This window comes from Pseudomonas sp. TWP3-2 (genome assembly GCF_049897765.1).
Classification (GTDB): Bacteria; Pseudomonadota; Gammaproteobacteria; order Pseudomonadales; family Pseudomonadaceae; genus Aquipseudomonas.
The window spans coordinates 1-21,969 of sequence record NZ_JAFCWW010000032.1 but is presented as its reverse complement, the minus strand read 5'-3'; the positions used below and the strand labels follow the sequence as shown (position 1 = coordinate 21,969).

At 59.0% G+C, this 21,969-nt stretch carries 20 protein-coding genes; 7 read left to right on the top strand and 13 right to left on the bottom strand.

What is annotated here, in order from left to right:
* Nucleotides 1-102 precede the first annotated feature (102 nt).
* Nucleotides 103-1,011 carry a LysR family transcriptional regulator gene (locus ACP7EE_RS26530; protein WP_426237918.1) on the top strand — a complete coding sequence of 303 codons (909 nt, stop codon included), beginning with the start codon at nucleotides 103-105 and terminating at the stop codon, nucleotides 1,009-1,011.
* Here ACP7EE_RS26530 and ACP7EE_RS26525 read toward each other — a convergent pair.
* From ACP7EE_RS26525 to ACP7EE_RS26485, 9 genes are all read right to left on the bottom strand, one after another.
* Entirely contained in the window at nucleotides 960-1,475 is a 516-nt protein-coding gene (locus ACP7EE_RS26525; RefSeq protein WP_426237916.1) for a DoxX family protein, read from the bottom strand. The genes ACP7EE_RS26530 and ACP7EE_RS26525 overlap by 52 nt on opposite strands.
* On the bottom strand, nucleotides 1,472-2,230 hold the full coding sequence (locus tag ACP7EE_RS26520) for a DNA-binding domain-containing protein (RefSeq protein WP_426237914.1): 759 nt from the start codon (nucleotides 2,228-2,230) through the stop codon (nucleotides 1,472-1,474). Before ACP7EE_RS26520 ends, ACP7EE_RS26525 begins: the two co-directional genes overlap by 4 nt.
* On the bottom strand, nucleotides 2,227-3,114 hold the full coding sequence (locus ACP7EE_RS26515) for a DUF692 domain-containing protein (RefSeq protein WP_426237912.1): 888 nt from the start codon (nucleotides 3,112-3,114) through the stop codon (nucleotides 2,227-2,229). Before ACP7EE_RS26515 ends, ACP7EE_RS26520 begins: the two co-directional genes overlap by 4 nt.
* Before the next feature lie 26 nt (nucleotides 3,115-3,140).
* Nucleotides 3,141-3,446, bottom strand: coding sequence for a DUF2282 domain-containing protein (locus ACP7EE_RS26510; protein WP_426237910.1), 306 nt, complete (start codon nucleotides 3,444-3,446; stop codon nucleotides 3,141-3,143).
* A gap of 186 nt (nucleotides 3,447-3,632) precedes the next feature.
* A complete protein-coding gene (locus ACP7EE_RS26505) occupies nucleotides 3,633-4,334 on the bottom strand; it encodes an ABC transporter ATP-binding protein (protein ID WP_420648203.1) in 702 nt (233 codons plus the stop codon).
* Nucleotides 4,335-5,102 (bottom strand): high-affinity branched-chain amino acid ABC transporter ATP-binding protein LivG, encoded by a 768-nt coding sequence (gene livG, locus ACP7EE_RS26500; protein WP_420648202.1) that lies wholly within the window; start codon nucleotides 5,100-5,102, stop codon nucleotides 4,335-4,337.
* A complete protein-coding gene (locus ACP7EE_RS26495; protein ID WP_420648201.1) occupies nucleotides 5,099-6,355 on the bottom strand; it encodes a high-affinity branched-chain amino acid ABC transporter permease LivM in 1,257 nt (418 codons plus the stop codon). Before ACP7EE_RS26495 ends, livG begins: the two co-directional genes overlap by 4 nt.
* Nucleotides 6,352-7,275: a high-affinity branched-chain amino acid ABC transporter permease LivH gene (gene livH / locus ACP7EE_RS26490; RefSeq protein WP_420648200.1), complete on the bottom strand. Its 924-nt coding sequence runs from the start codon at nucleotides 7,273-7,275 to the stop codon at nucleotides 6,352-6,354. The genes ACP7EE_RS26495 and livH overlap by 4 nt, the downstream gene beginning before the upstream one ends.
* A 230-nt stretch (nucleotides 7,276-7,505) precedes the next feature.
* The gene (locus ACP7EE_RS26485; RefSeq protein ID WP_426205536.1) at nucleotides 7,506-8,633 is read right to left on the bottom strand and encodes a branched-chain amino acid ABC transporter substrate-binding protein; all 1,128 of its coding nucleotides are present in this window, start codon (nucleotides 8,631-8,633) and stop codon (nucleotides 7,506-7,508) included.
* Between the two features lie 353 nt (nucleotides 8,634-8,986).
* Between ACP7EE_RS26485 and ACP7EE_RS26480 the strand changes: the two genes are divergently transcribed.
* A complete protein-coding gene (locus ACP7EE_RS26480) occupies nucleotides 8,987-9,292 on the top strand; it encodes a DUF2288 domain-containing protein (RefSeq protein ID WP_420648198.1) in 306 nt (101 codons plus the stop codon).
* A 319-nt stretch (nucleotides 9,293-9,611) separates the two neighbouring features.
* Here the strand turns inward: ACP7EE_RS26480 and ACP7EE_RS26475 are convergent, their stop codons facing one another.
* Nucleotides 9,612-11,813, bottom strand: coding sequence for a hypothetical protein (locus ACP7EE_RS26475; RefSeq protein WP_426237908.1), 2,202 nt, complete (start codon nucleotides 11,811-11,813; stop codon nucleotides 9,612-9,614).
* 198 nt (nucleotides 11,814-12,011) lie between these two features.
* Here ACP7EE_RS26475 and ACP7EE_RS26470 point away from each other — a divergent pair, with 198 nt between their 5' ends.
* Complete coding sequence (locus tag ACP7EE_RS26470) at nucleotides 12,012-12,908, top strand: NAD(P)-dependent oxidoreductase (protein ID WP_426237906.1); 897 nt, start codon at nucleotides 12,012-12,014, stop codon at nucleotides 12,906-12,908.
* Here ACP7EE_RS26470 and ACP7EE_RS26465 read toward each other — a convergent pair.
* Nucleotides 12,799-15,081 carry a putative bifunctional diguanylate cyclase/phosphodiesterase gene (locus ACP7EE_RS26465; protein WP_426237904.1) on the bottom strand — a complete coding sequence of 761 codons (2,283 nt, stop codon included), beginning with the start codon at nucleotides 15,079-15,081 and terminating at the stop codon, nucleotides 12,799-12,801. The genes ACP7EE_RS26470 and ACP7EE_RS26465 overlap by 110 nt on opposite strands.
* Nucleotides 15,082-15,228: 147 nt before the next feature.
* Nucleotides 15,229-15,597 (bottom strand): YkgJ family cysteine cluster protein, encoded by a 369-nt coding sequence (locus ACP7EE_RS26460; protein WP_426205541.1) that lies wholly within the window; start codon nucleotides 15,595-15,597, stop codon nucleotides 15,229-15,231.
* Between the two features lie 302 nt (nucleotides 15,598-15,899).
* Here ACP7EE_RS26460 and ACP7EE_RS26455 point away from each other — a divergent pair, with 302 nt between their 5' ends.
* Nucleotides 15,900-17,249, top strand: coding sequence for a spinster family MFS transporter (locus ACP7EE_RS26455; protein WP_426237902.1), 1,350 nt, complete (start codon nucleotides 15,900-15,902; stop codon nucleotides 17,247-17,249).
* 184 nt (nucleotides 17,250-17,433) lie between these two features.
* Here ACP7EE_RS26455 and rapA read toward each other — a convergent pair whose 3' ends face one another.
* Nucleotides 17,434-20,280 (bottom strand): RNA polymerase-associated protein RapA, encoded by a 2,847-nt coding sequence (gene rapA, locus ACP7EE_RS26450; protein ID WP_426205543.1) that lies wholly within the window; start codon nucleotides 20,278-20,280, stop codon nucleotides 17,434-17,436.
* A gap of 241 nt (nucleotides 20,281-20,521) precedes the next feature.
* Here rapA and ACP7EE_RS26445 point away from each other — a divergent pair, with 241 nt between their 5' ends.
* The 3 genes from ACP7EE_RS26445 (at nucleotide 20,522) to ccoM (ending at nucleotide 21,421) form a co-directional block, all read left to right on the top strand.
* The gene (locus tag ACP7EE_RS26445; protein ID WP_426205544.1) at nucleotides 20,522-20,863 is read left to right on the top strand and encodes an aspartate-semialdehyde dehydrogenase; all 342 of its coding nucleotides are present in this window, start codon (nucleotides 20,522-20,524) and stop codon (nucleotides 20,861-20,863) included.
* Between the two features lie 135 nt (nucleotides 20,864-20,998).
* A complete protein-coding gene (locus ACP7EE_RS26440) occupies nucleotides 20,999-21,157 on the top strand; it encodes a hypothetical protein (protein ID WP_420648190.1) in 159 nt (52 codons plus the stop codon).
* A gap of 150 nt (nucleotides 21,158-21,307) precedes the next feature.
* The gene (gene ccoM / locus ACP7EE_RS26435; RefSeq protein ID WP_003222396.1) at nucleotides 21,308-21,421 is read left to right on the top strand and encodes a cytochrome c oxidase subunit CcoM; all 114 of its coding nucleotides are present in this window, start codon (nucleotides 21,308-21,310) and stop codon (nucleotides 21,419-21,421) included.
* Nucleotides 21,422-21,969 lie beyond the last annotated feature (548 nt).

Sequence of the window (21,969 nt, the reverse complement as noted above, 5' to 3'; positions counted from 1 at the left end):
TGCTGTGCCTCAAGTGTTTGAATGAGGTTTCAGTCTAGAGTGGTTTTTTCTGTTGATAAGCGCACTAATGGGCAACCTTTGGTTTTCAAATGGAAACAATCCATGAGCGAAATGGATGATTTGGCGGCGTTCGCCGTTCTGATTGAAGCGGGCAGTTTCACCTTGGCGGCACAGCAATTGGGTTGCAGCAAGGGCCAGTTGTCCAAGCGCATCAGCCTGCTTGAAACGCGTTTTTCCGTGGTCTTGCTGCAACGCACCACGCGGCGACTGAGTTTGACGGCGGCGGGCGCGGCGCTGTTGCCGCAAGCCCAGGCACTTGTAGTCCAGGTGGAACGTGCGCGTCAGGCATTGGCGCGACTGAAGGACGACATGGCTGGCCCGGTGCGTATGACGGTTCCGGTTTCGCTGGGGGAAACCTTCTTCGATGGTCTGCTGCTGGAGTTTTCGCAAAAGTATCCCGAGGTGCAGATCGAGCTGGAGCTGAATAACAGCTATCGCGATCTGTCCCGCGACGGTTTTGATCTGGCGATTCGCAGCGAAGTGGCGAATGACCAGCGATTGGTAGCCAAGCCGTTACTGGCGTGGCAGGAAATGACCTGCGCCAGCCCGGCGTATCTCGAGCGCTTTGGCGAGCCGCTGACCCCGCAGGCGTTGAGCGAACACCGGTGCCTGCTCAACAGCCATTACAGCGGTCGCGAGGAATGGCTGTATCACCAACAGCACGAATTGCTGCGGGTGCGGGTTTCCGGGCCGTTCGCCAGTAATCATTACAGTCTGCTGAAGAAAGCGGCATTGGCCGGCGCCGGTATCGCGCGCCTGCCGTCCTACCTGCTGCAGACGGAATTGGCTGACGGCCAATTGCGCTGGCTCCTGCGCGATTATCAGACCCGACGCATGCCGATGTATCTGGTGCACCCGTATCAGGGTGGTTTGCCGAAGCGTACGCAAGTGCTCGCGGATTACTTGATCGGCTGGTTCAAGCGCAGCGGCGAGGCGCTGGATCGGTTGTAATGTCTTGCGATCAGATGATCGATCGACAGCTTTCCGGGACCTGTGGCCATCAAATACAGCAACACCGCCGCCCAGGTGCCATGGGTTGGATACGCATCCGGGTACACAAATACCTGAATGGTCAGGGTCATCCCGAGCAACGCCAGCGCCGAAAATCGTGTGGCGAAGCCGACGAGAATCAAGATCGGAAAGAAATGCTCGGCGGACGCCGCCAGATGCGCAGCGACCTCTGGCGAGAGCAACGGCACATGGTATTCGCTCTGGAATAACGGAATGGTCGAGTCCGCCAGATGCGGCCAGCCGAGTTCGAAGGTGCCGTCGAACAGGTCAATGGCCAGCCCTTCGATTTTGGTTTGGCCGGATTTCCAGAACACCGCCGCAATCGAAAAACGCGCGAGGAAGGCGATCAGGCTGTGGGGTATTTTTTCCAGCAGGGCGATGGCGCGGGCGATGAGGTTGTTCATGGCGAAACCTTGTGGTGTAAGTGGGTGATGGCGTTGTGGGTGATCAACAGCGCCAGGGTCTGGCTCAGATCGAAGGCCTCGACCGATTCCAGTGCCTGCATCAGGGGCTGGCCAAGGCTGAGGTTTTGGATGAGTTGCCCGGCAGCGTGATCGAGGGCAAAGACTTCAACTTCCAGACCGTTACGCAGCACCAGTGCAGTTTGCGGACTAGAAAGATCGATCCCGGCCAGCGTTGCTTCTTTCTGGTGTGCCGCCCAAACATCCACTACGGCGAATGCTGAATCGAGCAAGTGCAGCGAGGGATGCAGGCCGATGCACAAGTCGTTGAGCAACAGCGGGTCAGCGAATCTCGCCGCAATCTCTGACTGGCTCAAAGGTGCAGCGTCGGCAGCGTGATAAGCCACGGTGCGCAGGCGCTCCAGTCGGGCGACGTCGGCCAGATAAGGCACGCTCGATGCCGGTTCGAACTCATTGATGAATTGCGCGAAACCCTCACCGTAATTACTCATCAATGCACTACGGGGCGGGTTGCTCTGTACGAAAATTCCGGCCATGGCGCGGAAGAATTCCTCGTCGACCAATTGCCCTACGACCGGATAGCTATCAGCCAGTGCGTCAATCAGCGAGCTCTGTACGTTATTGCGATACACCGCAAAACGGCTCGCCGGATCAGCACCGTTGGCGCTGCACAAACCCTCGGGGCAGGGCAGACGGATGTCGATCAACGCAGCTGCAAAATCGGCCTGATTACTCATGACCGATCTCCCGCACGGATCAGCAAAGCTTCGGCGCGTTGCGCTTCGGCCAGCAACACATCGAACGTCGGCACCTGATTGTCTCGCTCGATCAGGGTTGCCACTGGCCCGACCCGTGCTAACACCTGCCGATACAAGGCCCATACAGCCTGATCAATCGGCGCACCGTGATCGTCAATCAGCAGTCGATCACCGAGGCTGTCGGAATCTTCGGCAAACCCCGCCAGATGAATCTCACCGACAGCGTGCAGCGGCAGCGCATCCATGTAGGCCAAGGGATCGCGCTGATGGTTGATGCACGACACGTAGACATTGTTCACGTCCAGCAGCAGGCCACATCCAGTGCGCTGAATCACTTCACGGATGAACTCGGGTTCATCAATCGTCGAACGCTGAAACGCCAGATAAGTCGCCGGATTTTCCAGCAGCATCGGGCGTTGCAACCTGTTCTGCACCTGATCGATATGCTCGCAGACACGCTTCAGCGTCGGCGTGTCGTACGCAAGTGGCAACAGGTCATTGAGGAACACCGGGCCGTGGCTCGACCAGGCCAGATGTTCGGAAAAGGAGTGGGGTTGATAACGCTCGATCAGCTCGGTGAGGCGTTGCAGATGCTGTGCATCCAGTGCGCCTTCGGCACCGATCGACAGCCCGACGCCATGCAGCGACAGCGGATACTGTTCACGGATCAAACCCAGAAAATGATGAAACGGGCCGCCGGCCACCATGTGGTTTTCGGCGTGGACCTCGAAGAAGCCAAGGTCCGGGCGGGAGTCGAGCACTTCGTTGAAGTGCCCGGTCTTGAGCCCCAGCCCCGCACGGGGCGGGAGCCCGGCGCGGGCTGCCTGAGTGCGGAGGAGGGCATGTTCGCAAGTCGGGATCATGATCGACACTCAGGCAGACGACGGGATCAGGACTTGGCTTTGAACGCTTCGAGCTGACCGAAACCGGTCGGCGAGGTTTTGCTTTCGGTGGTCGCGCAGGTGCCTTTCGGAACCAGTTTCCAGGCATTGGCTTGATAGTCCATTTTCGCCGTGCCGGCACAAGTGGTACCAGCGCCTGCTGCGCAATCGTTCTTGCCTTTCATGGCCACGCCGAAGCATTTTTCCATGTTTTCGTCAGCGGCGTGGACGGTGGAAACGGCAGCGATGCTCAGCGCGGAACCGAGGGCCAGAACCAGGGCGGTGGCGGACAGGGTGCGAGTGGTAGCAGTCATGATGTTTCTCCGATGTGTAGCTGGATTGAACAAGCGAATGCGCTTGCTTGCTCCACTAGAGAAACGACATGCAGATGCGTTACAGCCCCCAACAAAAAACTTTCAGAAAAACCACGATCCCCTACAGGGGGATCGGCATGCACAAAAAAACGGCCCGCAGGCCGTTTTTTTGTTGGGCGAAATGCATCAACCGCCGAGATACGCCTCGCGTACTTTCGGATCGGTCAACAGCGCTTCGCCAGTGCCTTGCATCACCACCCGGCCGTTCTCCAGAACGTACGCGCGGTCAGCAATTTTCAGCGCCTGGTTGGCGTTCTGCTCGACCAGGAACACCGTCACGCCGTCCTTGCGCAGTTGTTCGATGATGTCGAAGATCTGCTGGATGATGATCGGTGCCAGACCCAGCGACGGCTCGTCGAGCAGCAGCAGTTTCGGCTTGCTCATCAGCGCACGGCCGATGGCGAGCATTTGCTGTTCGCCGCCGGACATGGTGCCGCCACGTTGCGCAAAGCGTTCTTTCAGGCGTGGGAAAAGTCCGAGAACCTTGTCCATCTGTTCCTGATAGTCGCCCTTGTCGGTGAAAAATCCGCCCATGGCGAGGTTCTCTTCCACGGTCAGACGGGCAAATACCCGACGACCTTCCGGCACGACTGCGATGCTCTTGCGCATGATCTGCGACGAGTCCTGGCCGATAAGTTCCTCACCCATGTAGCGGATGCTGCCGCTGTGCGCCTGCGGTGAACCGCAGAGCGTCATCAGCAGCGTGGACTTGCCGGCACCGTTGGCGCCGATCAGGGTGACGATTTCGCCCTGACGGATCTCGACGTTGACGCTGTGCAGCGCCTGGATCTTGCCGTAGAAGGTGGAAACGTTTTCGAATTGCAGCATTTACGCTTCCCCCAGATAGGCTTTGATCACTTCAGGATTGTCGCGGATCTGCTCCGGCGTACCGTCGGCCAGCGGTGTGCCCTGGTTGATCACGACGATGTGATCGGAAATGCTCATGACCAGTTTCATGTCGTGCTCGATCAGCAGCACGGTGACGTTGTGCTCTTCACGCAGCATGCTGATCAGCGCTTTGAGGTCTTCGGTTTCCTTCGGGTTCAAACCGGCGGCCGGTTCGTCGAGCATGAGGATCCGCGGACGGGTCATCATGCAGCGAGCGATTTCCAGGCGCCGTTGCTGACCGTAAGCCAGGGTGCCGGCGGTACGGTTGGCAAACTCGGTAAGGTTGACCTTGTCCAGCCAGTACTCGGCAAATTCCATCGCCTCGCGCTCGCTTTTGCGGAACGCCGGGGTCTTGAACAGGCCTGACAGGAAGTTGGTGTTCAGGTGCCGATGCTGGGCGATCAACAGGTTCTCGACCGCCGTCATGTCCTTGAACAACCGCACGTTCTGGAAGGTGCGCACCACGCCTTTGAGCGCGATCTTGTGGCCCGGCAGGCCCTGGATCGGCTCGCCGTCCAGCAGGATGCTGCCGCCCGATGGCTGATAGAAACCGGTCAGGCAGTTGAACACGGTGGTCTTGCCCGCGCCGTTCGGCCCGATCAGCGCCACCACTTGTTTCTCTTTGACGGTCAGGGCCACGCCGTTGACCGCCAGCAGGCCACCGAAGCGCATGCTCAGGTTTTCGACTTTAAGGATCTCGCGGCTCATTTTCGCAACTCCATGTGTGGGCGTTGCATCGGCAGCAGACCTTGTGGACGCCAGATCATCATCAACACCATCAGCGCACCGAACATCAACATCCGGTATTCACTGAACTCACGCATCATTTCCGGCAACAGGATCATCACCACGGCCGCAAGAATCACGCCCAGTTGCGAGCCCATGCCACCCAGCACCACGATGGCGAGGATGATCGCCGACTCGATGAAGGTGAACGATTCCGGTGTGACCAGCCCCTGACGCGCAGCGAAGAAGCTACCGGCGAAACCGGCGAACGCAGCACCGAGGGTGAAGGCCGACAGCTTGATCACCGTAGGATTGAGACCCAAAGCGCGGCAGGCGATTTCGTCTTCACGCAGCGCTTCCCACGCACGGCCGATCGGCATGCGCAGCAGACGGTTGATCACGAACAGCGCCGCCAGCGCCAGCAACAACGCAACCAGGTAGAGGAAGATCACCTTGTTGATCGAGTTGTATTGCAGGCCGAAATACTCGTGGAAGGTTTGCATGCCTTCTGCAGCCTTGCGTTCGAAGGTCAGGCCAAAGAACGTCGGTTTCTCGATGTTGCTGATGCCGTTCGGGCCACCGGTGATGTCGGTCAGGTTACGCAGGAACAGACGAATGATCTCGCCGAAACCGAGGGTCACGATCGCCAGATAGTCACCGCGCAGACGCAACACCGGGAAGCCCAGCAGGAAGCCGAACGTCGCCGCCATCAGACCGGCAATCGGCAGGCAGATCCAGAAGCTCAGGCCGTAGTAGTGCGACAGCAGCGCATAGCTGTAGGCGCCGACGGCGTAAAAGCCGACATAACCGAGGTCGAGCAGACCGGCCAGACCTACCACGATGTTCAGGCCGAGGCCGAGCATCACGTAGATCAGGATCAGCGTCGCGATATCCACCGCGCCACGCGAGCCGAAGAACGGCCACACCAGCGCAAGGAGGATCAGCGCAATGATGAAATAGCGCTGGGTGGTTGGCAGGGTCAGGAAGTTGCTGGCCTTGGCCGGAATCAGCGGCATGTCCGGCGACGAACGCCAGGCCTTGCTGATCTGCTGGTTGAACAGCACGCGCAGGAACATCAGCACCGAACAAATGGCGATGGTCGCCAGAATGGCCGGGCTGGTGTTGTGCACTTCCAGGTTGATGCCGACGATGGTCAGTTTCAGTCCGAGCACAGGATACGCAACTGCCCACACCAGCAAGGCACTGAACAGCGCCTGTTTAAGATTCTTAGTCATACCTTCTCAACCTCCGGACGGCCCAGAATGCCGGTCGGACGGAACAACAGCACCAGAACCAACAAGCCGAATGCCACGACGTCCTTGTACTGGTCGCCGAAGATATCAGCGCCAAACGCTTCCGCTACACCGAGCACCAGCCCGCCGAGCATCGCGCCGGGGATGCTGCCGATGCCGCCAAGTACCGCAGCGGTAAAGGCCTTGAGGCCGACGAGGAAACCGGCGTTGGGGTTGATCACACCGTATTGCATGCTCAGCAGCACGGCCGCGACGGCCGCCAGTGCAGCACCGATGACGAAGGTCAGGGCGATGATGTTGTTGGTATTGATACCCAGCAGGTTGGCCATCTTGATGTCTTCGGCACAGGCGCGGCAGGCGCGACCCAGGCGTGAACGCGAGATGAACAGCGTGAGGCCGAGCATGGCGATCAGCGTCACCACGAACACCACGATCTGCATGTAGGAAATCAGCACTTCATGTGCCCCACCTGGACCGAAGGCAATGTTGCCCGGAATCAGGTTGGGGATGGCTTTGTCCTTGGAGTCTTGCGCCAACAGAACCGTGTTCTGCAGGAAGATCGACATACCGATGGCGGAAATCAGCGGGATCAGACGGTTGCTGCCGCGCAACGGGCGGTAGGCAATACGTTCGATGCTGTAACCGAAGGAACTGGTGACGACGATGCTGGCGATGAACGCCGCTGTCATCAACAACGGGACACTGTCGAGTCCCATCATGGTCAGTCCGGCGATGGCGATGAACGCCACGTAGGAACCGATCATGTACACCTCGCCGTGGGCGAAGTTGATCATTCCAATGATGCCGTAAACCATCGTGTAGCCGATGGCGATCAGGGCATACATGCTGCCAACGTTGAGGCCGTTAACCAGCTGTTGGAAAAAGTGATAGATGTCAGGCATTACAGCGCTCCTAAAAACCTGATACGCATTTCACTGGTGGAGTCATTTTCCCGCCCGGCCCCGTGGATCTATATCCACTTCGAATCCGGGGTTTGCCAGCGAACCGCTGATGACGGTTTTGAGATTTTCAGGTGGGGAGACTGGCGGATCACGCCAGCGCGGCCCTTACATTCGTAAAACAAAGCCCACGGCACGCCGTGGGCTTTATTGGCAGTCAGTCAGGCAAGGCCTTACTGAGGCGCTACTTCAGTTTTAGGTTTGCCGTTGTGCCACTCGTAGACCACGAATTTGAAGTCTTTCAGGTCGCCCTTGGCATCGAAGCTCAGGTCGCCAGTCGGGGTCTTGAAGGTGCCAGCGTGGATGGCTTCAGCCACTTTGGTCGCGTCTTCGGATTTGGCCGCTTTGATGCCTTCGGCAATCACGGTCACAGCCGAGTAGGAAGGGAACACGAACGGACCGCTCGGATCTTCTTTCTTCGCCTTGAATGCATCAGCCAGGGCAACGTTGGCCGGATCCTGGTCGAAGGATTTCGGCAGGGTTACCAGCAGGCCTTCGGCAGCGTCTTTGGCGATCTGGGTGATCGAGTCGTTACCCACGCCTTCCGGACCCATGAACTTGGCTTTCAGGCCTTTTTCCTGGGCTTGACGCAGGATCAGACCCAGCTCCGGGTGGTAGCCGCCGTAGTAAACGAAGTCGACGTTGGCTTGCTTGAGTTTGGCGATGATCGCCGAGAAGTCTTTGTCGCCGGCATTGATGCCTTCGAACACGCCGACTTTGACGTTTTTGCCTTCGAGGGTTTTCTTCACCGCAGTCGCGATGCCTTCACCGTATTGTTGCTTGTCGTGCAGCACGCCAACGATTTTCGGTTTGACGTGATCGGCAATGTAGTTACCGGCGGCAGGGCCCTGGGCGCTGTCGAGACCGATAGTACGGAAGATCATTTTGTAACCACGGGCGGTGATGTCCGGGCTGGTGGCAGCCGGGGTGATCATGATCACGCCTTCGTCTTCGTAGATGTCCGAAGCGGGTTGAGTGGAGCTGGAGCACAGGTGACCGACCACGAACTTGACGCCGTCGTTGACGACTTTGTTCGCTACGGCTACCGCTTGTTTCGGATCGCAAGCGTCATCGTATTCAACGGCTTCGAGTTTCTTGCCATCTACGCCGCCCTTGGCGTTGATCTGCTCGATGGCCATTTTCGCGCCACTGAACTGCATATCGCCGTATTGGGCTACAGGGCCGGTTTTAGGGCCGGCGATGCCGATCTTGATGGTGTCAGCTGCGAACGAATGGCTGGCAACCCCGGCCAGAACCATAGCGGCAAACAGTTTGGAAATCTGCTTAGTAGCCTTAGTCATAGTGCTCCACTCTTGATGTTGTATTTTTTTAGAGTCCTGACGCCGTAGCAGCAGAACCGGGACAGATATCTTGGCGATACCCTCCGGAAAAGCCCCCGGCAACTGTACCGGTACAGTGTAGAGCGCCGGTTGTTGGCCTGGGAAGCTGGGGCCGAGGGGCAAAACCTGAGGGTGTCGCTTTTTTGAAAGAAAAAGACAGAATTGCGGCGTGGCGTTCCCGGGGCTTATGCCCCAATCAGCAGCATTCCTTGGCGTTCCTGCTCTTTTCGTTCGGATCAAGCATTTGCAACCGGGTTTTGCTGCCGGACCACCAACGTTATTATTCGCGCTGATTTCTTTTCCGGACACTTCCCATGAATCAAGAACCTAGCACCCTCTATGCCAAGCTGCTTGGTGAGACTGCATCTATTACCTGGAAGGAGCTCGAACCGTTCTTCGCCAAGGGTGCCCTATTGTGGGTCGACTCCGGGCTGGATCTGATCGCGGTCGCCGAAGCCGTGGCGTCGGATGAAGGCGAGAAAGTCGCTGCCTGGCTGGCCGAGGACAAGGTCGCCAAGCTGTCTGAAACGCGGGCGCTGGATCTTTTCGAGCGTGATCCACTGATGTGGGCGGTGGTGGTCAGTCCGTGGATTCTGATCCAGGAAAGGGCGGCTGAATGATTGCTCGCACCTTGTTGGTGCGCGCCGTCGGCGGGGGAAAGTGTGTAGCCGAGTAGCGTGATGGCAGGTTGCCGTAGAGAAATGCCACAGGCCTGGGTGGCATAACGGTGACGTAAACGTAACGGGCACAGTTTAGTAAGCAGCCTAACGGCTGCTTAATTGTTTCTGGATGTTGGAAAGGCTGAAGTCTTCAGAGAATTTCAGGGCCTCATCGCTGGCAAGCCAGCTCCCACAGTGTTCGTGTGGAACACAAAATCTGTGTACGGCACGAAACCTGTGGGAGCTGGCTTGCCAGCGATTGGGGCGACTGGGTCTCGGATCAGACCGAGAAAGTCTTGCCAGTATGGTTATTCAGCGAAATAACCTTGGTCTTGCCAATCCGGTGACGGTAGATCTCGCGCAGGTACTTGATCGACTTTTTCACGCAATCGCGCGACAGGCGAATGTCGTTGATCGAGACGAACTTATCCTTATCGTTGATCAGCTCGCGGTACTTCTTCTCGTACATCGGCTTGATCGCGTACCAGTTGGTGTCGAGAATCTTCGCCGGGTTTTCGAACTCGTTGAGCAGTTCGTCGATGCGGTCTTCGTCGAATTCTTCATTGATGATGAAGTCGAGGATCGAGTTGTCCAGGGTTTCGTCGAAACGGTACGGGTTCTTCGCGAAGCAGCGTTTGATGAACGCCACGATCAACGTCAGGAAGTCGTCCGACAGGCACGGGCTCTTGGCGATCAAGGTGGTCAGCGACAAGTTGGCCGAGGCGCCGATCACCAGCGCATAACGCTTGAGCGTGGTGTTCGGGAACAGGCTGTTGAGATGGGTCTTCAGCCGGTTCAGATCCATGTACGACAGCTTGTAGTCTTTCGGTAGCGAGACGATCGAAACCACCGACGAGCAGTTCTTGAAGAAGTGCAGGTCGTGCAGCGCGGCGGCGTCGTAGCCGGAATTCTTGTACTGCTCCAGCGACGCGCGATAGCGCTTGGATTCGATCGGCAGCAGGCTGATGCCCTCGATCGCCTGGGTGACCTTGTTGAAGTGCGGCAGGTCGATCGAGCGGAAGAACAGGTCGTCGATGTTCAGGCGCTGCGGCTCTTTGTCGAACACCTTGAACTTGTCGCTGCTCGGCGGCGGGGTTTCCGGCACCACCGATTCGGCGTAGGCAATTGCCACCGGGCCGGCCAGACTCATGAACAAGTCGTTGGCGTCGAGGCGGATGGTTTCGCCGATGTCGATGCCGGCGCGGCGGAAATAGTTCTGGTCGTAATCGGTCGTGACCGCTTGCGCCGTCAGAATGTTGAAAATCTGCTGCGAGATGTACTGGTTGGCGTGCTTTTCCATCGCGTTGACGTCGATGTTCTGAATGTTGCCGTCATCGCTTTCTTCGGCGTAACGCATGATGTCGTTGGAGATGAGCATCATCGCGTTCCATGGGCGGATGCGCCCCATGACGCTGGCTTCGCTGCTGTCTTCGTTGGCGAAGTTGTAAGAGAAATCCCATTCTTCCGAGAGGTATTTGCACAGCAGACGTCCGGCGTTGATGTGCAGCGCCTCGGACATTTCGCTGCGGTGGTCGGAAATGTTCGGCAGCACGCAGATGCCGCTGGTGAAGATCGGCTCGAACACAAACGAATGACCGCTCTTGCCGTCGTGCTCGTCCATCGGCTTGGTGTCGAACGTCTTGTTCATGTACGAATGCTGCTGGGCCAGGCCGAATTCCGAGGCCATGCCCGAGCCGGTACCGCCGCCGGCACTGAAAATCGAGAAATACAGCCGCGATTGGTTGGCCTTGATCCCGCAGCTGTCGATCAGGTACGAGTGGATCATTTTCCAGTCCGGGCTGGAGAAGCGCTGGGTGTCCTTGTTGAGGATGATCTTCGCCAGGTACTGGCCGAGGATCGGCGCGTTACCGGCGCCACCGGCGTGGACTTCCGACAAGTCCATGATCTTCATCTTGCTGTAATCGCGCAGGAAACCGCTTTTCTCGCCCTTGCGCGAGAAACGGATGCGCCCGGCGATGTCCTTGTCGAGGTCGCCGAGCATCACCAGCGGCTCAACCAGAAACACCGGTTTGCTCGCCTTGTTGTGGCCCAGGCGCAGGTTGTTCTTGATCCACTGCGCCGGGCTGTAGCCCTTGTCGGCCGAGCGTCGGTCGCTGGCCGGGCGATCTTCGTTGTTGAATTCGTTGAGGTAGAACTTGCGCGCGTTGTACACCAGCTCCGCCACATCAAGGGCGATGTTCGAGCCGCAGCGACCGAGTCCGATCAGGCACACCGAGGGGAATTCCTGCTCGCTGTGCTGCTCGTTGTCGCCTTCCAGGTGCGGTGGGCGCGGGAACACCATGTCCCGCAGACCGTCGAGGTTGTCGAGGATGCGGTCGGTGTTGGTTTCGGTGAAGTACAGGTATTGCTGAGTGTTCAGCGGGCGCGCGGGCGGCGATGGCTTCAGCGGTGCCGGGCTGTTGGCGGCTGGGCTCAAAGTCAGATCGGATACCGCAGTGGCCGGATTATTTTTAGAAGTCATGGTGCGCCATATACCTGGACTGGTTGGCACGACGACCGTTGTCGTCGAGCCTCACGGAAATAGAGATCTCGCGTCTTTTGACTGCGCGTGTTTTGCCCGTGCGCAAGGCAATGAGCCTGAATGTCGCGCGGGGGAATCCTTTCCTGATTGATGATGGATCGGCCATTATTCGGCGATCTTTAATCAAAAGAAGGCTAAATGATGTCAACGCTACCTTCGTTGGGGTTCGCCGGAATCGGCTTGATGGGCTTGCCAATGTGCCGACGTTTGTTGGCTGCGGGTTACCCGCTGACGGTGTGGAATCGCAATCCGGGCAAGTGCGCAGCGCTGGTCGAAGCGGGTGCGCGACAAGTAGCGACGTCTGCCGAACTGTGCGCACACGCGGAGGTAGTGATGCTGTGCCTGGCCGACACGGCGGTGGTGCGCGAGGTGGTGTTTGGCGCAAACGGAATCATCGAAGGTGCCCGCAAAGGCCAGTTGCTGGTGGATTTCTCCAGCCTCGAACCGACCGCCACCCGTGAGATGGCCACCGAGCTGGCCGCGCGAACCGGCATGGCCTGGCTCGACTCGCCCGTGTCCGGCGGAGTCGTCGGCGCCGAGGCCGGCAGTCTGGCGATCATGGTCGGCGGAGCGGTGGCGGATCTCGAGCGCGTACGTCCGATCCTGCTTAATCTCGGCCAGCGTGTCACGCACATGGGCGGCGTCGGTGCCGGTCAGGTGACCAAGGCGTGCAATCAGATGATCGTCGCCTGCAATGCGTTGGTGATTGCCGAAGTGGTGGCGCTGGCCGAGCAGGCCGGGGTCGACGCGAGCCTGATTGCCGAAGCGCTGGCCGGAGGGTTTGCCGATTCCAGACCTTTGCAGATTCTCGCGCCGCAAATGGCCGAGAGCCGTTTCGAACCGGTGAAGTGGCACGTGCGCACGTTGCTTAAAGATCTGGATACAGCGGTGAAGTTTTCCCGCGAAGTCGGGTCGGCCACGCCCATCAGCGGATTGGCCGCACAACTGATGCGCCTGCACGGGGCGCAAGGCTTTTTACAGCAGGATCCAGCGACACTGGTGCAAATGTACCGCGCGCCAGACTCAACGGATTGACCGCGTGCGAGTGCTTGCGCTGATTGATCTCCTCGAGCACCGCGCGTAATTCGTCCAATGGCACGGGGCGGCTGAGCAAATAGCCTTGAATGAAGTCGCAGCCGGAACGTTCGAGAAACTCGTACTGTTCGAGGGTTTCCACGCCCTCGGTGACCACCTGCAAATGCAGGGTGTGCGCCATGACGATGATCGCCTGCACGATCTCCATGTCGGCAGTGGCTTTGGGGATATCGAGGATGAACGAGCGATCGACTTTCAAGGTGTTCAGCGGCAGGCGCTTGAGGTAGGCCAGCGACGAATAACCGGTCCCGAAATCGTCAATCGACAATGACACGCCCAAGGCGCGAATCTGCCGCAACAACACGAGTGTGTCGGCGATGTTGCCCATCAGCGCGTTTTCGGTGACTTCCAGTTCCAGCCTTTCAGGTGCCACACCAGCAGTGCGTAAGGCGCGCTCGATTTCGTCGGCCAGTTCTTCGCGGGCCAGATTCAGCGGCGAGCAGTTCCAGGCGATTTTCAGATCGGCGCAGCCGTGGCGCGACAGTTCGCCGAGGTCTTCGCAGGCTTTGCGCAGCACCCAGTTGTCCAGCTCGGCGATCAGCCCGTTGTTCTCGGCAATGGCGATAAAGCGATCCGGTGTCAGCAGGCCGTGTACCGGATGTTGCCAGCGAATCAATGCTTCGAGCTTGGTGACACGGCCGGTTTTCAGTTCGAAGATCGGCTGGTAATACAGCATCAAACCGTTTTCCTCGCGCAGGGCCTGGCGCAGTTCTTCTTCGATCTGCAGCTCCTGGCTGGCGCGGTTTTTCAGGGTCGAATCAAAAAAATGCACGCCGTTGCGCCCGGCACCCTTGGATTGATACAACGCCAGATCCGCGTGCTTGAGCAGTTCATCGCAGGTGCTGCCGTCCTCGGGAAACAGGCTGATGCCGATGCTGGTGGTCATCACCATGCGTCGGCCGGCCAGCTCGATCGGTTCTTTCATCTTGAGCATGATGCGCTGTGCCAGGTTGCGCGCTTCTTCACGGTCACGCAGGCCGATGAGGATGCAGAACTCATCGCCGCCGAAGCGCGCAACCACGTCTTCATGCCCGCGCACCGAACCTTTGATCTGCTGCGCAATGACCTTGAGCAGCTCATCGCCGGCGTCATGCCCGAGGCTGTCATTGATGCGTTTGAAGTGGTCGATGTCGAGAAACATCACTGCGAGCATTCCGCCTTCGCTGGTTTTCTGGCTGAGTTTCTCGGCAAAGATCTGATTGAAACCACGGCGATTGATCAGGTTGGTCAACGCATCGTAGTTGGCTACGTGTTGCAGCGACATGCGCGCCTGATCGAGCTGGCTGAGCAGGGCGTTGACCCGGCGCAGATCGTCGTCCTTGTGTTGCAGTTTCTTGTCGGCCAACGCGGCGCTGACGGCGCTACCTAGGATCAGCAAGGTAATCAGTGCGACGGTCAGGCCCAGTTGCAGGCTGCCGGTGCCCGTGCCGAGTGTCGGGAAACTTTCCTCAGGCAGCACCAGATTGAGCGCGGCCATTGCGGTGAAATGCATGCTGATGATGCCGGCGCCGAGAATCAGCGCGGCGAGGTATTTGAGCATCTGGATATGCAGTCCGCTGCCCTCGCGTAAATAGCTGGCGACCCACAGCGCAGCGAAGCTGGCCGCGATGGCGATCACAATGGATAACACAAAAAGGGTCGGTTGATAGTAGGCCGTGGCGGCGGATTCCATGGCCGCCATGCCGACGTAATGCATGCCCGCGATGCCGAGGCCGATGACCAGAGCGGTCTTGAAGTATTGCAACAGACTTGGCTTTGGTTTGCTCAGGGAGTGCATGGCCAGCCAGGAAGCGAGCAGGGCGATCAGCAGCGAGAAGAAGGTGATGGGCAGGTCGTACTGAATGTCGATCGGCGCCTGGAACGCCAGCATGCTGATGAAGTGCATGGCCCAGATGCCGCCAGCCAGGCAGGTTGCACCGATCCAGCGCCATAGCCGTTGCGAACTCCGGTCTTCGGCATGGCCGACCCGTTCAGCCATGTCGAGGGTGGCGAAACTCGCGGCGCAGGCGACCAGATAGGCCACCAGCACCAATAATGGGTTATGTGTGCAATCGAGAATGAGCTGTCCGCTCTCCGGTAGCTCGGTAACAAACTGCAAACCCAGCCACTCCATAGCATGCTCCGTCTCAGAGACATCCTGCCCGCGTCATGTGCGCGGGCGAATTTCTGGAGTATAGAGGCGGATTTTGCCGAGCATGTGGTGATGGCATATTGGTGCTAACCATTTTGGAATTAGCGTCATAACGATTGGCGCTAAAGGTCAGGCACTCCGGTCGAAAGGGATCAGATTCCAGTCCGATTCCAGCGGCAGCAAGCCGAAGCGCGCGCGGGCGGCATCACAGTCGGTGTTTTGCTCGCCGCTTTCCCACGAGGCTTCGAACTCGCGGCACGGGCTGGAGCGTTGCTCATAAATCGTGCATTTCACTTCACTGCCGACTTCACCTTCCAGCGCGATGCAGCGCGGTGATTTGCAGTCGGTGCCGTTCATCGCCACGCGGCTCGGCGTGATCTGCGTCACCAGATCATCGGGCACCGTCCCACCGGAGGACGCACACTCACCCCAGAAAAAAGACACGCGAAAATGGGAACAACAGGCACCGCAATTCAGACACGGACTGACTTCGGACATGGGGAGGGCATCAAAGGGATTGATCGGCTGGATCTGGACAGATCCGGCGGCCATTCTAGGCTTCGCCACGGACTTGGGAAGGGGGGCGCTGAAGTATTTTTTCGTTGCCGGGTTTTGCCGGAAAAGCCCCTGTTTTTGGGCGATTCGAGGCTTTTCAAGGGCTTACGTTTCTTTACAGTGCAATGGGTCTATATCAGTCAGACGAATGATCACAGACAGCCCCCGCGCGGCTGACTAAATTGCCAGTTCCGGGCTCGGATGCGTTGGCAGTGAAGCCCTAATAACAATAAAGAGACGGACCCATGCAGAACTCGACCCAAGCGGCGAATGCCTGGCGCATTCTGTTCCTGCTGTTCCTCGCCAACCTGTTCAATTTCTTCGACCGCACCATCCCGGCGATCATCATCGAGCCGATCCGCATGGAATGGCACCTCAGCGACTTTCAACTGGGGATCGTCGGTACCGCGTTCACCATCGTTTATGCAATCGCCGGCCTGCCCTTGGGGCGCATGGCCGACACCGGCTCGCGCGCCAAACTGATGGGCTGGGGCCTGGCGACCTGGAGCGCGCTGACGGCGGTCAACGGGCTGGTCGGCAGTTTCTGGAGTTTCCTGATCGTGCGCATGGGGATTGGCATTGGCGAGGCCAGTTATGCGCCGGCCGCCAACTCGTTGATCGGCGACCTGTTCCCGGCGCATCGCCGGGCGCGGGCCATGGGCATTTTCATGCTCGGCTTGCCATTGGGCTTGCTGCTGGCATTCTTCACCATTGGCTGGATGGTCAAGGCGTTCGACAGCTGGCGCGCGCCGTTTTTTATCGCTGCGGTGCCGGGGTTGTTGCTGGCGGTCTTCATGTTTTTCATCAAGGAGCCCAAGCGCGGTGCTGCGGAGGCCGTGCAGGTGTCGCAAGAGAAAGTCGACAAGCCGATCCGCCGCATTCTCGCGGTGCCGACCTTTCTGTGGCTGGTGATGGCCGGGTTGTGCTTCAACTTCGCGACCTATGCCTGCAACTCGTTTCTGGTACCGATGCTGCAGCGCTATTTTCTGATGCCGTTGCAGGAAGCGGCGGTGGCTACCGGCGTGATTGTCGGCGTGACCGGGCTGGTTGGCCTGACCCTCGGCGGCTGGATTGCTGACAAGATCCACCAGCGCGTGGCCAATGGGCGGCTGCTGTTCGCGGCGTTCAGTCTGATTGTTTCGACGGTGTGCACCGCTTGGGCGCTGCATGCGGGGCGGATTGAAATCGGTGTGTTTGTGGCGGTGTTCAGTCTGGGCTGGTTGTTCGCTTACAACTTCTACACCTGCGTTTACACGGCGATTCAGGATGTCGTCGAACCGCGCCTGCGCGCCACGGCGATGGCGCTGTTCTTTGCCGGGTTGTATCTGCTCGGTGGCGGTTTGGGGCCGGTGGTGGTTGGTGGTTTGTCAGATCACTTTGCCAAATCGGCGATGGTCGCGGCGGGGGCGGAGCAGATGACGGAAGCGTTCAAGGCTGTCGGCTTGCATGACGCGATGTACCTGATTCCGGTGGCGCTGTTTCTGACCATGGTGTTTCTGTTTCTGGCGGCGCGGTGTTTTGTGCGCGATGCGCAGCGGATGAAAGAGGGGTTGGTGGCTGTGGTTGAGCCAGAGGTTGCAGCGGTGACTGCTTAACCGCTATCGCTGGCAAGCCAGCTCCCACAGTGACCGAGTCGTACGCGTAATCTGTGTCCAACACGAAACCTGTGGGAGCTAGCCTGCTAGCGATGAGGCCATCAGCGGCAGCTGAAAATAGCAGACAAACAAAAAGGCCCGCATCGCTGCGGGCCTTTTCATTTACGACGCCAGAGCAGGGGAGTTAACCCGCCACCAACACCCGAATCGCTTCGAGTCGCAACGCCGCTTTATCCAGCATCGCCAGACCTTGCTCACGCTGATTGCGCAGGGCGACCAGTTCGCTGTCACGCACGGTCGGGTTGACCGCTTGCAACGCGGTCAGGCGCGCCAGTTCTTCGTCGGTGTCGGCCGCCAGACGACGGCGAGCCTCGGCCACGCGCTCGGCGTGACGCGGGGCGATCTTCTCTTCACCGGCGTTGATCCGTGGCGTCAGCTGATCGCGCTGGGCCTGGATGAACTTGTTGGCGCTGGCGCGTGGCACGCTTTCCAACTGATCGTTGAGGGTTTCGAAAGCCACTCGCGACGACAGATCGTTGCCATTGGCATCGAGCAGGCAGCGCAGAGCGGCCGGTGGCAGGTAACGGCCCAGTTGCAGCGAGCGCGGAGCAACCACTTCGCTGACGTAGAGCAATTCCAGGAGCACGGTGCCCGGCTTGAGCGCCTTGTTCTTGATCAGCGCGACGGCGGTGTTGCCCATCGAGCCGGACAGCACCAGATCCATGCCGCCCTGCACCATCGGGTGTTCCCAGGTGATGAACTGCATGTCTTCACGCGACAGCGCCTGGTTGCGGTCGTAAGTGATGGTCACGCCTTCGTCGTCGCCCAGCGGGAAACTGGCGTCGAGCATCTTCTCGCTCGGCTTGAGGATCAGCGCGTTTTCCGAATGGTCTTCGCTGTCGATGCCGAACGCGTCGAACAGGGTTTCCATGTAGATCGGCAGGGCGAACTGATCGTCTTGCTCGAGGATGTCCTCGACCAGCGCATCACCTTCGCCAGCGCCGCCGGAGTTGAGCTCCAGCAGGCGGTCGCGACCGGTGTGAAGCTCTTGCTCCAGACGCTCGCGCTCGGTGCGCGCTTCGTCGATCAGCGCTTGCCACTCGCTGTCGTCGGCTGCTTCGAGCAGCGGCAGCAGGCGCGGGCCGAACTGATGCTGCAAGGCGTTGCCGGTCGGGCAAGTGTTGAGGAACGCATTCAACGCTTCGTGATACCACTGGAACAGCCGCGCTTGCGGGCTGGTTTCCAGGTACGGCACGTGAACTTCGATGATGTGCTTCTGGCCGATCCGGTCGAGACGACCGATACGCTGTTCGAGCAAATCCGGGTGAGACGGCAGATCGAACAGGACCAGGTGATGGGCGAACTGGAAGTTGCGACCTTCACTGCCGATTTCCGAGCAGATCAATACCTGGGCGCCGAACTCTTCATCAGCGAAGTAAGCGGCGGCGCGGTCACGCTCAAGGATGTTCATGCCTTCATGGAACACCGTGGCCGGGATGCCGGAACGCACGCGCAGTGCGTCCTCCAGATCCATCGCGGTTTCGGCGTGGGCGCAGATCACCAGCACTTTGGTGCGCTTGAGCATTTTCAGCTGATCGATCAGCCACTCGACGCGCGGGTCGAATTTCCACCAGCGCTCTTCTTCGCTGGCATCCGGCTGGGCCTGGAAGCTGACTTCCGGGTACAGCTCGGCGTGATCGCCCAGTGGCAGTTCGAGGTATTCGTCCGGGCACGGCAGCGGGTACGGATGCAGTTTGCGCTCGGGGAAACCCTGCACGGCGGCGCGGGTGTTACGGAACAGCACGCGGCCGGTGCCGTGGCGGTCAAGCAGCTCACGCACGAGGCGTGCGCTGGCTTCGGCATCGCCATCGTTGACGGCGGTCAGCAAGGCTTCGCCTTCGTTGCCGAGGAAACCGTGAATGGTTTTGTGCGCGGCGGGTGACAGGCGACCTTTGTCCATAAGTTCCTGAACGGCTTCAGCCACCGGGCGATAGTTTTCGCTCTCGGCGCGGAATGCGGCCAGGTCATGGAAGCGGTTCGGGTCGAGCAGACGCAGACGCGCGAAGTGGCTGTCCTGACCGAGCTGTTCCGGGGTCGCAGTGAGTAGCAGCACGCCCGGGATCGTTTCAGCAAGCTGCTCGACCAGGGTGTATTCCGGGCTGGCTTTCTCTTCGTGCCAGACCAGGTGATGCGCTTCGTCGACCACCAGCAAATCCCAACCGGCGGCGAACAACGCGTCCTGCGCCTTCTCGTCGTCGACCAGCCACTCCAAGGCTACCAGGGCAAGCTGTGTATCTTCGAACGGGTTGGAGGCATCGCTTTCGATGAAGCGTTCTTCGTCGAACAGCGCCACTTGCAAGTTGAAGCGGCGGCGCATTTCCACCAGCCACTGGTGCTGGAGGTTTTCCGGAACCAGGATCAACACGCGGTTGGCGCGGCCCGAAAGCAGTTGGCGATGAATCACCAGACCGGCTTCGATGGTTTTACCCAGACCCACTTCGTCGGCCAGCAATACGCGCGGCGCGATACGGTCAGCGACTTCACGGGCGATGTGCAACTGGTGCGCGATGGGCTGCGCACGCACGCCACCCAGACCCCAGAGTGCCGATTGCAACTGGCGGCTGGTGTGTTCGAGGGTGTGGTAACGCAGGGAGAACCAGGCCAGCGGGTCAATCTGCCCGGCGAACAGGCGGTCGCTGGCCAGACGGAACTGGATGAAGTTCGACAGCTGGGTTTCCGGCAGGGTGACCACTTCGTTTTGCGCATTGAGGCCGTGGTAAACCAGCAGGCCATCGACGTCGTCGACTTCCTGAACCGTCAGCTTCCAGCCTTCGAAGTGAGTGATCGAATCGCCCGGCGAGAATCGCACACGGGTGAGGGGCGCATTCCGTAGCGCGTACTGGCGGGTTTCGCCAGTGGCCGGATAGAGCACGGTCAACAAGCGGCCGTCCTGTGCCAGAACGGTGCCTAAACCCAGCTCGGCTTCGCTGTCACTGATCCAGCGTTGCCCCGGTTGATACTGCTGCGCCATGCTGCCTGTCTCCCACCTTGAAAAAGCGGGCTATCTTAACGGAATGAGGGGCTCAGGGCCAAAGGATTAGGTGTTGCGACGTGCTTTAGCTGCGAGCTGCAAGCCTGAAGAAATGCGGTCATCTGTCAGTTTTACGTGGGGGCAGGGCACCAGTGAGTGCCAACCCGGTCACAAGTTTGCGACCGATGGCTCAAGGCACCCCCGCCGCAGCCGATAGCCTGCCGACAGGAGAACCTTCTATATGCTGCCACCGATGCTCCCCCTGAGTGCCGTGCCGGTCACTTCCCAGCAGGATCCGGTTCGACCACGGCCGGAGATCCCGCCGGTGGTGCCGGTGCAGGAAAGCTCCAACGAAAGCACGATCGACCTGCAAAAACGCGACCCGGAAGAGGCGGGATTCCAGCTGCGCGAAGAACAGCGACGTCAGCAGGAACGGGAACGCCGGCGCCGCGAAGCTGACAACGATCCTGAAGAACATCTTGCCGTGCCTGGTGACGAGCTGAATGCCGACAATACCGTGCCGGTGGTGCCGCTGATGGAAGATCAGCCGCGTCAGGGTTTGTGGGTCGATATTCAGATCTGAGTCCGCTCATTTACATGAATTGTTGTAGAGCGTTTATCTCGATGGCTGGTCAGCGCTTGCGTCAGGCGGCATGATTGGCGCAGTCCTGCCTGTGAAGCGGCAGTTGTGATTCTGACCAGCGATGTACCGAACGCCATGAGCCAAGACGACAAACTGATCGACCTCAATTCCGAACGTGCCAAGCGTGTGCACGACCTCAACGACAAGCGCCTGAATGAAGTGCGTCAGGCGTTCGAGCAGGCGATGCCGTTGGGCAAAACCAAGAAAAAGTCGAAGAAACCGAAAAAGCGTTGATCCCCCTCCCTGCATCTTTTGATGCAGGTCAGTTGTATTCCCTCCTTCTTCCCTCGCTTATCGTCCGGCATTGATCCCGGTCAATTGCTGTGCCTGCGTGATTGGTTAACTTAGGTTCATCGCAGCAGAGCAGGGGCCAGGAGGCCAGTCATGTTTTTCGATAACGTGGTGTTTGCCGGGGTGCTGACAGTTGGCCTCATGGTTCTGTTTTTTGCAGGGTTTGGATTTTTTATCTGGAAGGATGCGAATAAGCGCAAGAAGTAGTTCTTCTGGATTTTATGAGCACGCAAGGCATTTTGGGGCGACTTCGGTTGCCCCTTTTTTTGTTTTTGTTTTGGGGGTTTATCCGTTGCTTCGGGTGCTGCGGCTGACGGTTCCGCCCTTACGGCGGGTCACCTTTTCCAGACGCCGAAAAGGTAACCCAAAAGGCTTTACCCTGACGTTCGGCCCTCGCTTAGGCTCGGGTTCCTTCGCTCCGGGATTGATCCGGGGGCATCGCCTCCGGTTTGCTGCGCTGCACCTCCTCTCGATGTGTTCGACTTCGTCGAACGGTCGCTACGCTCCCACCCCCGGATCAATCCCTCCACTCAGCCTGCCGACGGGCGCTTGAGATCAAAAGCTGCACTCGAGCTAACGCTCATTGTGTTGAGTGGTGAGGGGCGGGTGTTCGGCTTTGGTTTTGCGGTGGATTCACCCCTCACTGTAGAGACCGGCACATCCTTTACACATTAGACCGGGGACATCGTTTACACCTTTACAGGCTTGATACGCGTTTGGCATCGCGTTCAAGCCTGCCTAAACAGAAGTTGCAA

Bases quoted from the DNA above. Each gene is read 5' to 3' on its own strand.
- ACP7EE_RS26530 (WP_426237918.1), top strand. From the start codon at position 103: ATGAGCGAAATGGATGATTTGGCGGCGTTCGCCGTTCTGATTGAAGCG.
- ACP7EE_RS26525 (WP_426237916.1), bottom strand. From the start codon at position 1,475: ATGAACAACCTCATCGCCCGCGCCATCGCCCTGCTGGAAAAAATACCC.
- ACP7EE_RS26520 (WP_426237914.1), bottom strand. From the start codon at position 2,230: ATGAGTAATCAGGCCGATTTTGCAGCTGCGTTGATCGACATCCGTCTG.
- ACP7EE_RS26515 (WP_426237912.1), bottom strand. From the start codon at position 3,114: ATGATCCCGACTTGCGAACATGCCCTCCTCCGCACTCAGGCAGCCCGC.
- ACP7EE_RS26510 (WP_426237910.1), bottom strand. From the start codon at position 3,446: ATGACTGCTACCACTCGCACCCTGTCCGCCACCGCCCTGGTTCTGGCC.
- ACP7EE_RS26505 (WP_420648203.1), bottom strand. From the start codon at position 4,334: ATGCTGCAATTCGAAAACGTTTCCACCTTCTACGGCAAGATCCAGGCG.
- livG (WP_420648202.1), bottom strand. From the start codon at position 5,102: ATGAGCCGCGAGATCCTTAAAGTCGAAAACCTGAGCATGCGCTTCGGT.
- ACP7EE_RS26495 (WP_420648201.1), bottom strand. From the start codon at position 6,355: ATGACTAAGAATCTTAAACAGGCGCTGTTCAGTGCCTTGCTGGTGTGG.
- livH (WP_420648200.1), bottom strand. From the start codon at position 7,275: ATGCCTGACATCTATCACTTTTTCCAACAGCTGGTTAACGGCCTCAAC.
- ACP7EE_RS26485 (WP_426205536.1), bottom strand. From the start codon at position 8,633: ATGACTAAGGCTACTAAGCAGATTTCCAAACTGTTTGCCGCTATGGTT.
- ACP7EE_RS26480 (WP_420648198.1), top strand. From the start codon at position 8,987: ATGAATCAAGAACCTAGCACCCTCTATGCCAAGCTGCTTGGTGAGACT.
- ACP7EE_RS26475 (WP_426237908.1), bottom strand. From the start codon at position 11,813: ATGACTTCTAAAAATAATCCGGCCACTGCGGTATCCGATCTGACTTTG.
- ACP7EE_RS26470 (WP_426237906.1), top strand. From the start codon at position 12,012: ATGATGTCAACGCTACCTTCGTTGGGGTTCGCCGGAATCGGCTTGATG.
- ACP7EE_RS26465 (WP_426237904.1), bottom strand. From the start codon at position 15,081: ATGGAGTGGCTGGGTTTGCAGTTTGTTACCGAGCTACCGGAGAGCGGA.
- ACP7EE_RS26460 (WP_426205541.1), bottom strand. From the start codon at position 15,597: ATGTCCGAAGTCAGTCCGTGTCTGAATTGCGGTGCCTGTTGTTCCCAT.
- ACP7EE_RS26455 (WP_426237902.1), top strand. From the start codon at position 15,900: ATGCAGAACTCGACCCAAGCGGCGAATGCCTGGCGCATTCTGTTCCTG.
- rapA (WP_426205543.1), bottom strand. From the start codon at position 20,280: ATGGCGCAGCAGTATCAACCGGGGCAACGCTGGATCAGTGACAGCGAA.
- ACP7EE_RS26445 (WP_426205544.1), top strand. From the start codon at position 20,522: ATGCTGCCACCGATGCTCCCCCTGAGTGCCGTGCCGGTCACTTCCCAG.
- ACP7EE_RS26440 (WP_420648190.1), top strand. From the start codon at position 20,999: ATGAGCCAAGACGACAAACTGATCGACCTCAATTCCGAACGTGCCAAG.
- ccoM (WP_003222396.1), top strand. From the start codon at position 21,308: ATGTTTTTCGATAACGTGGTGTTTGCCGGGGTGCTGACAGTTGGCCTC.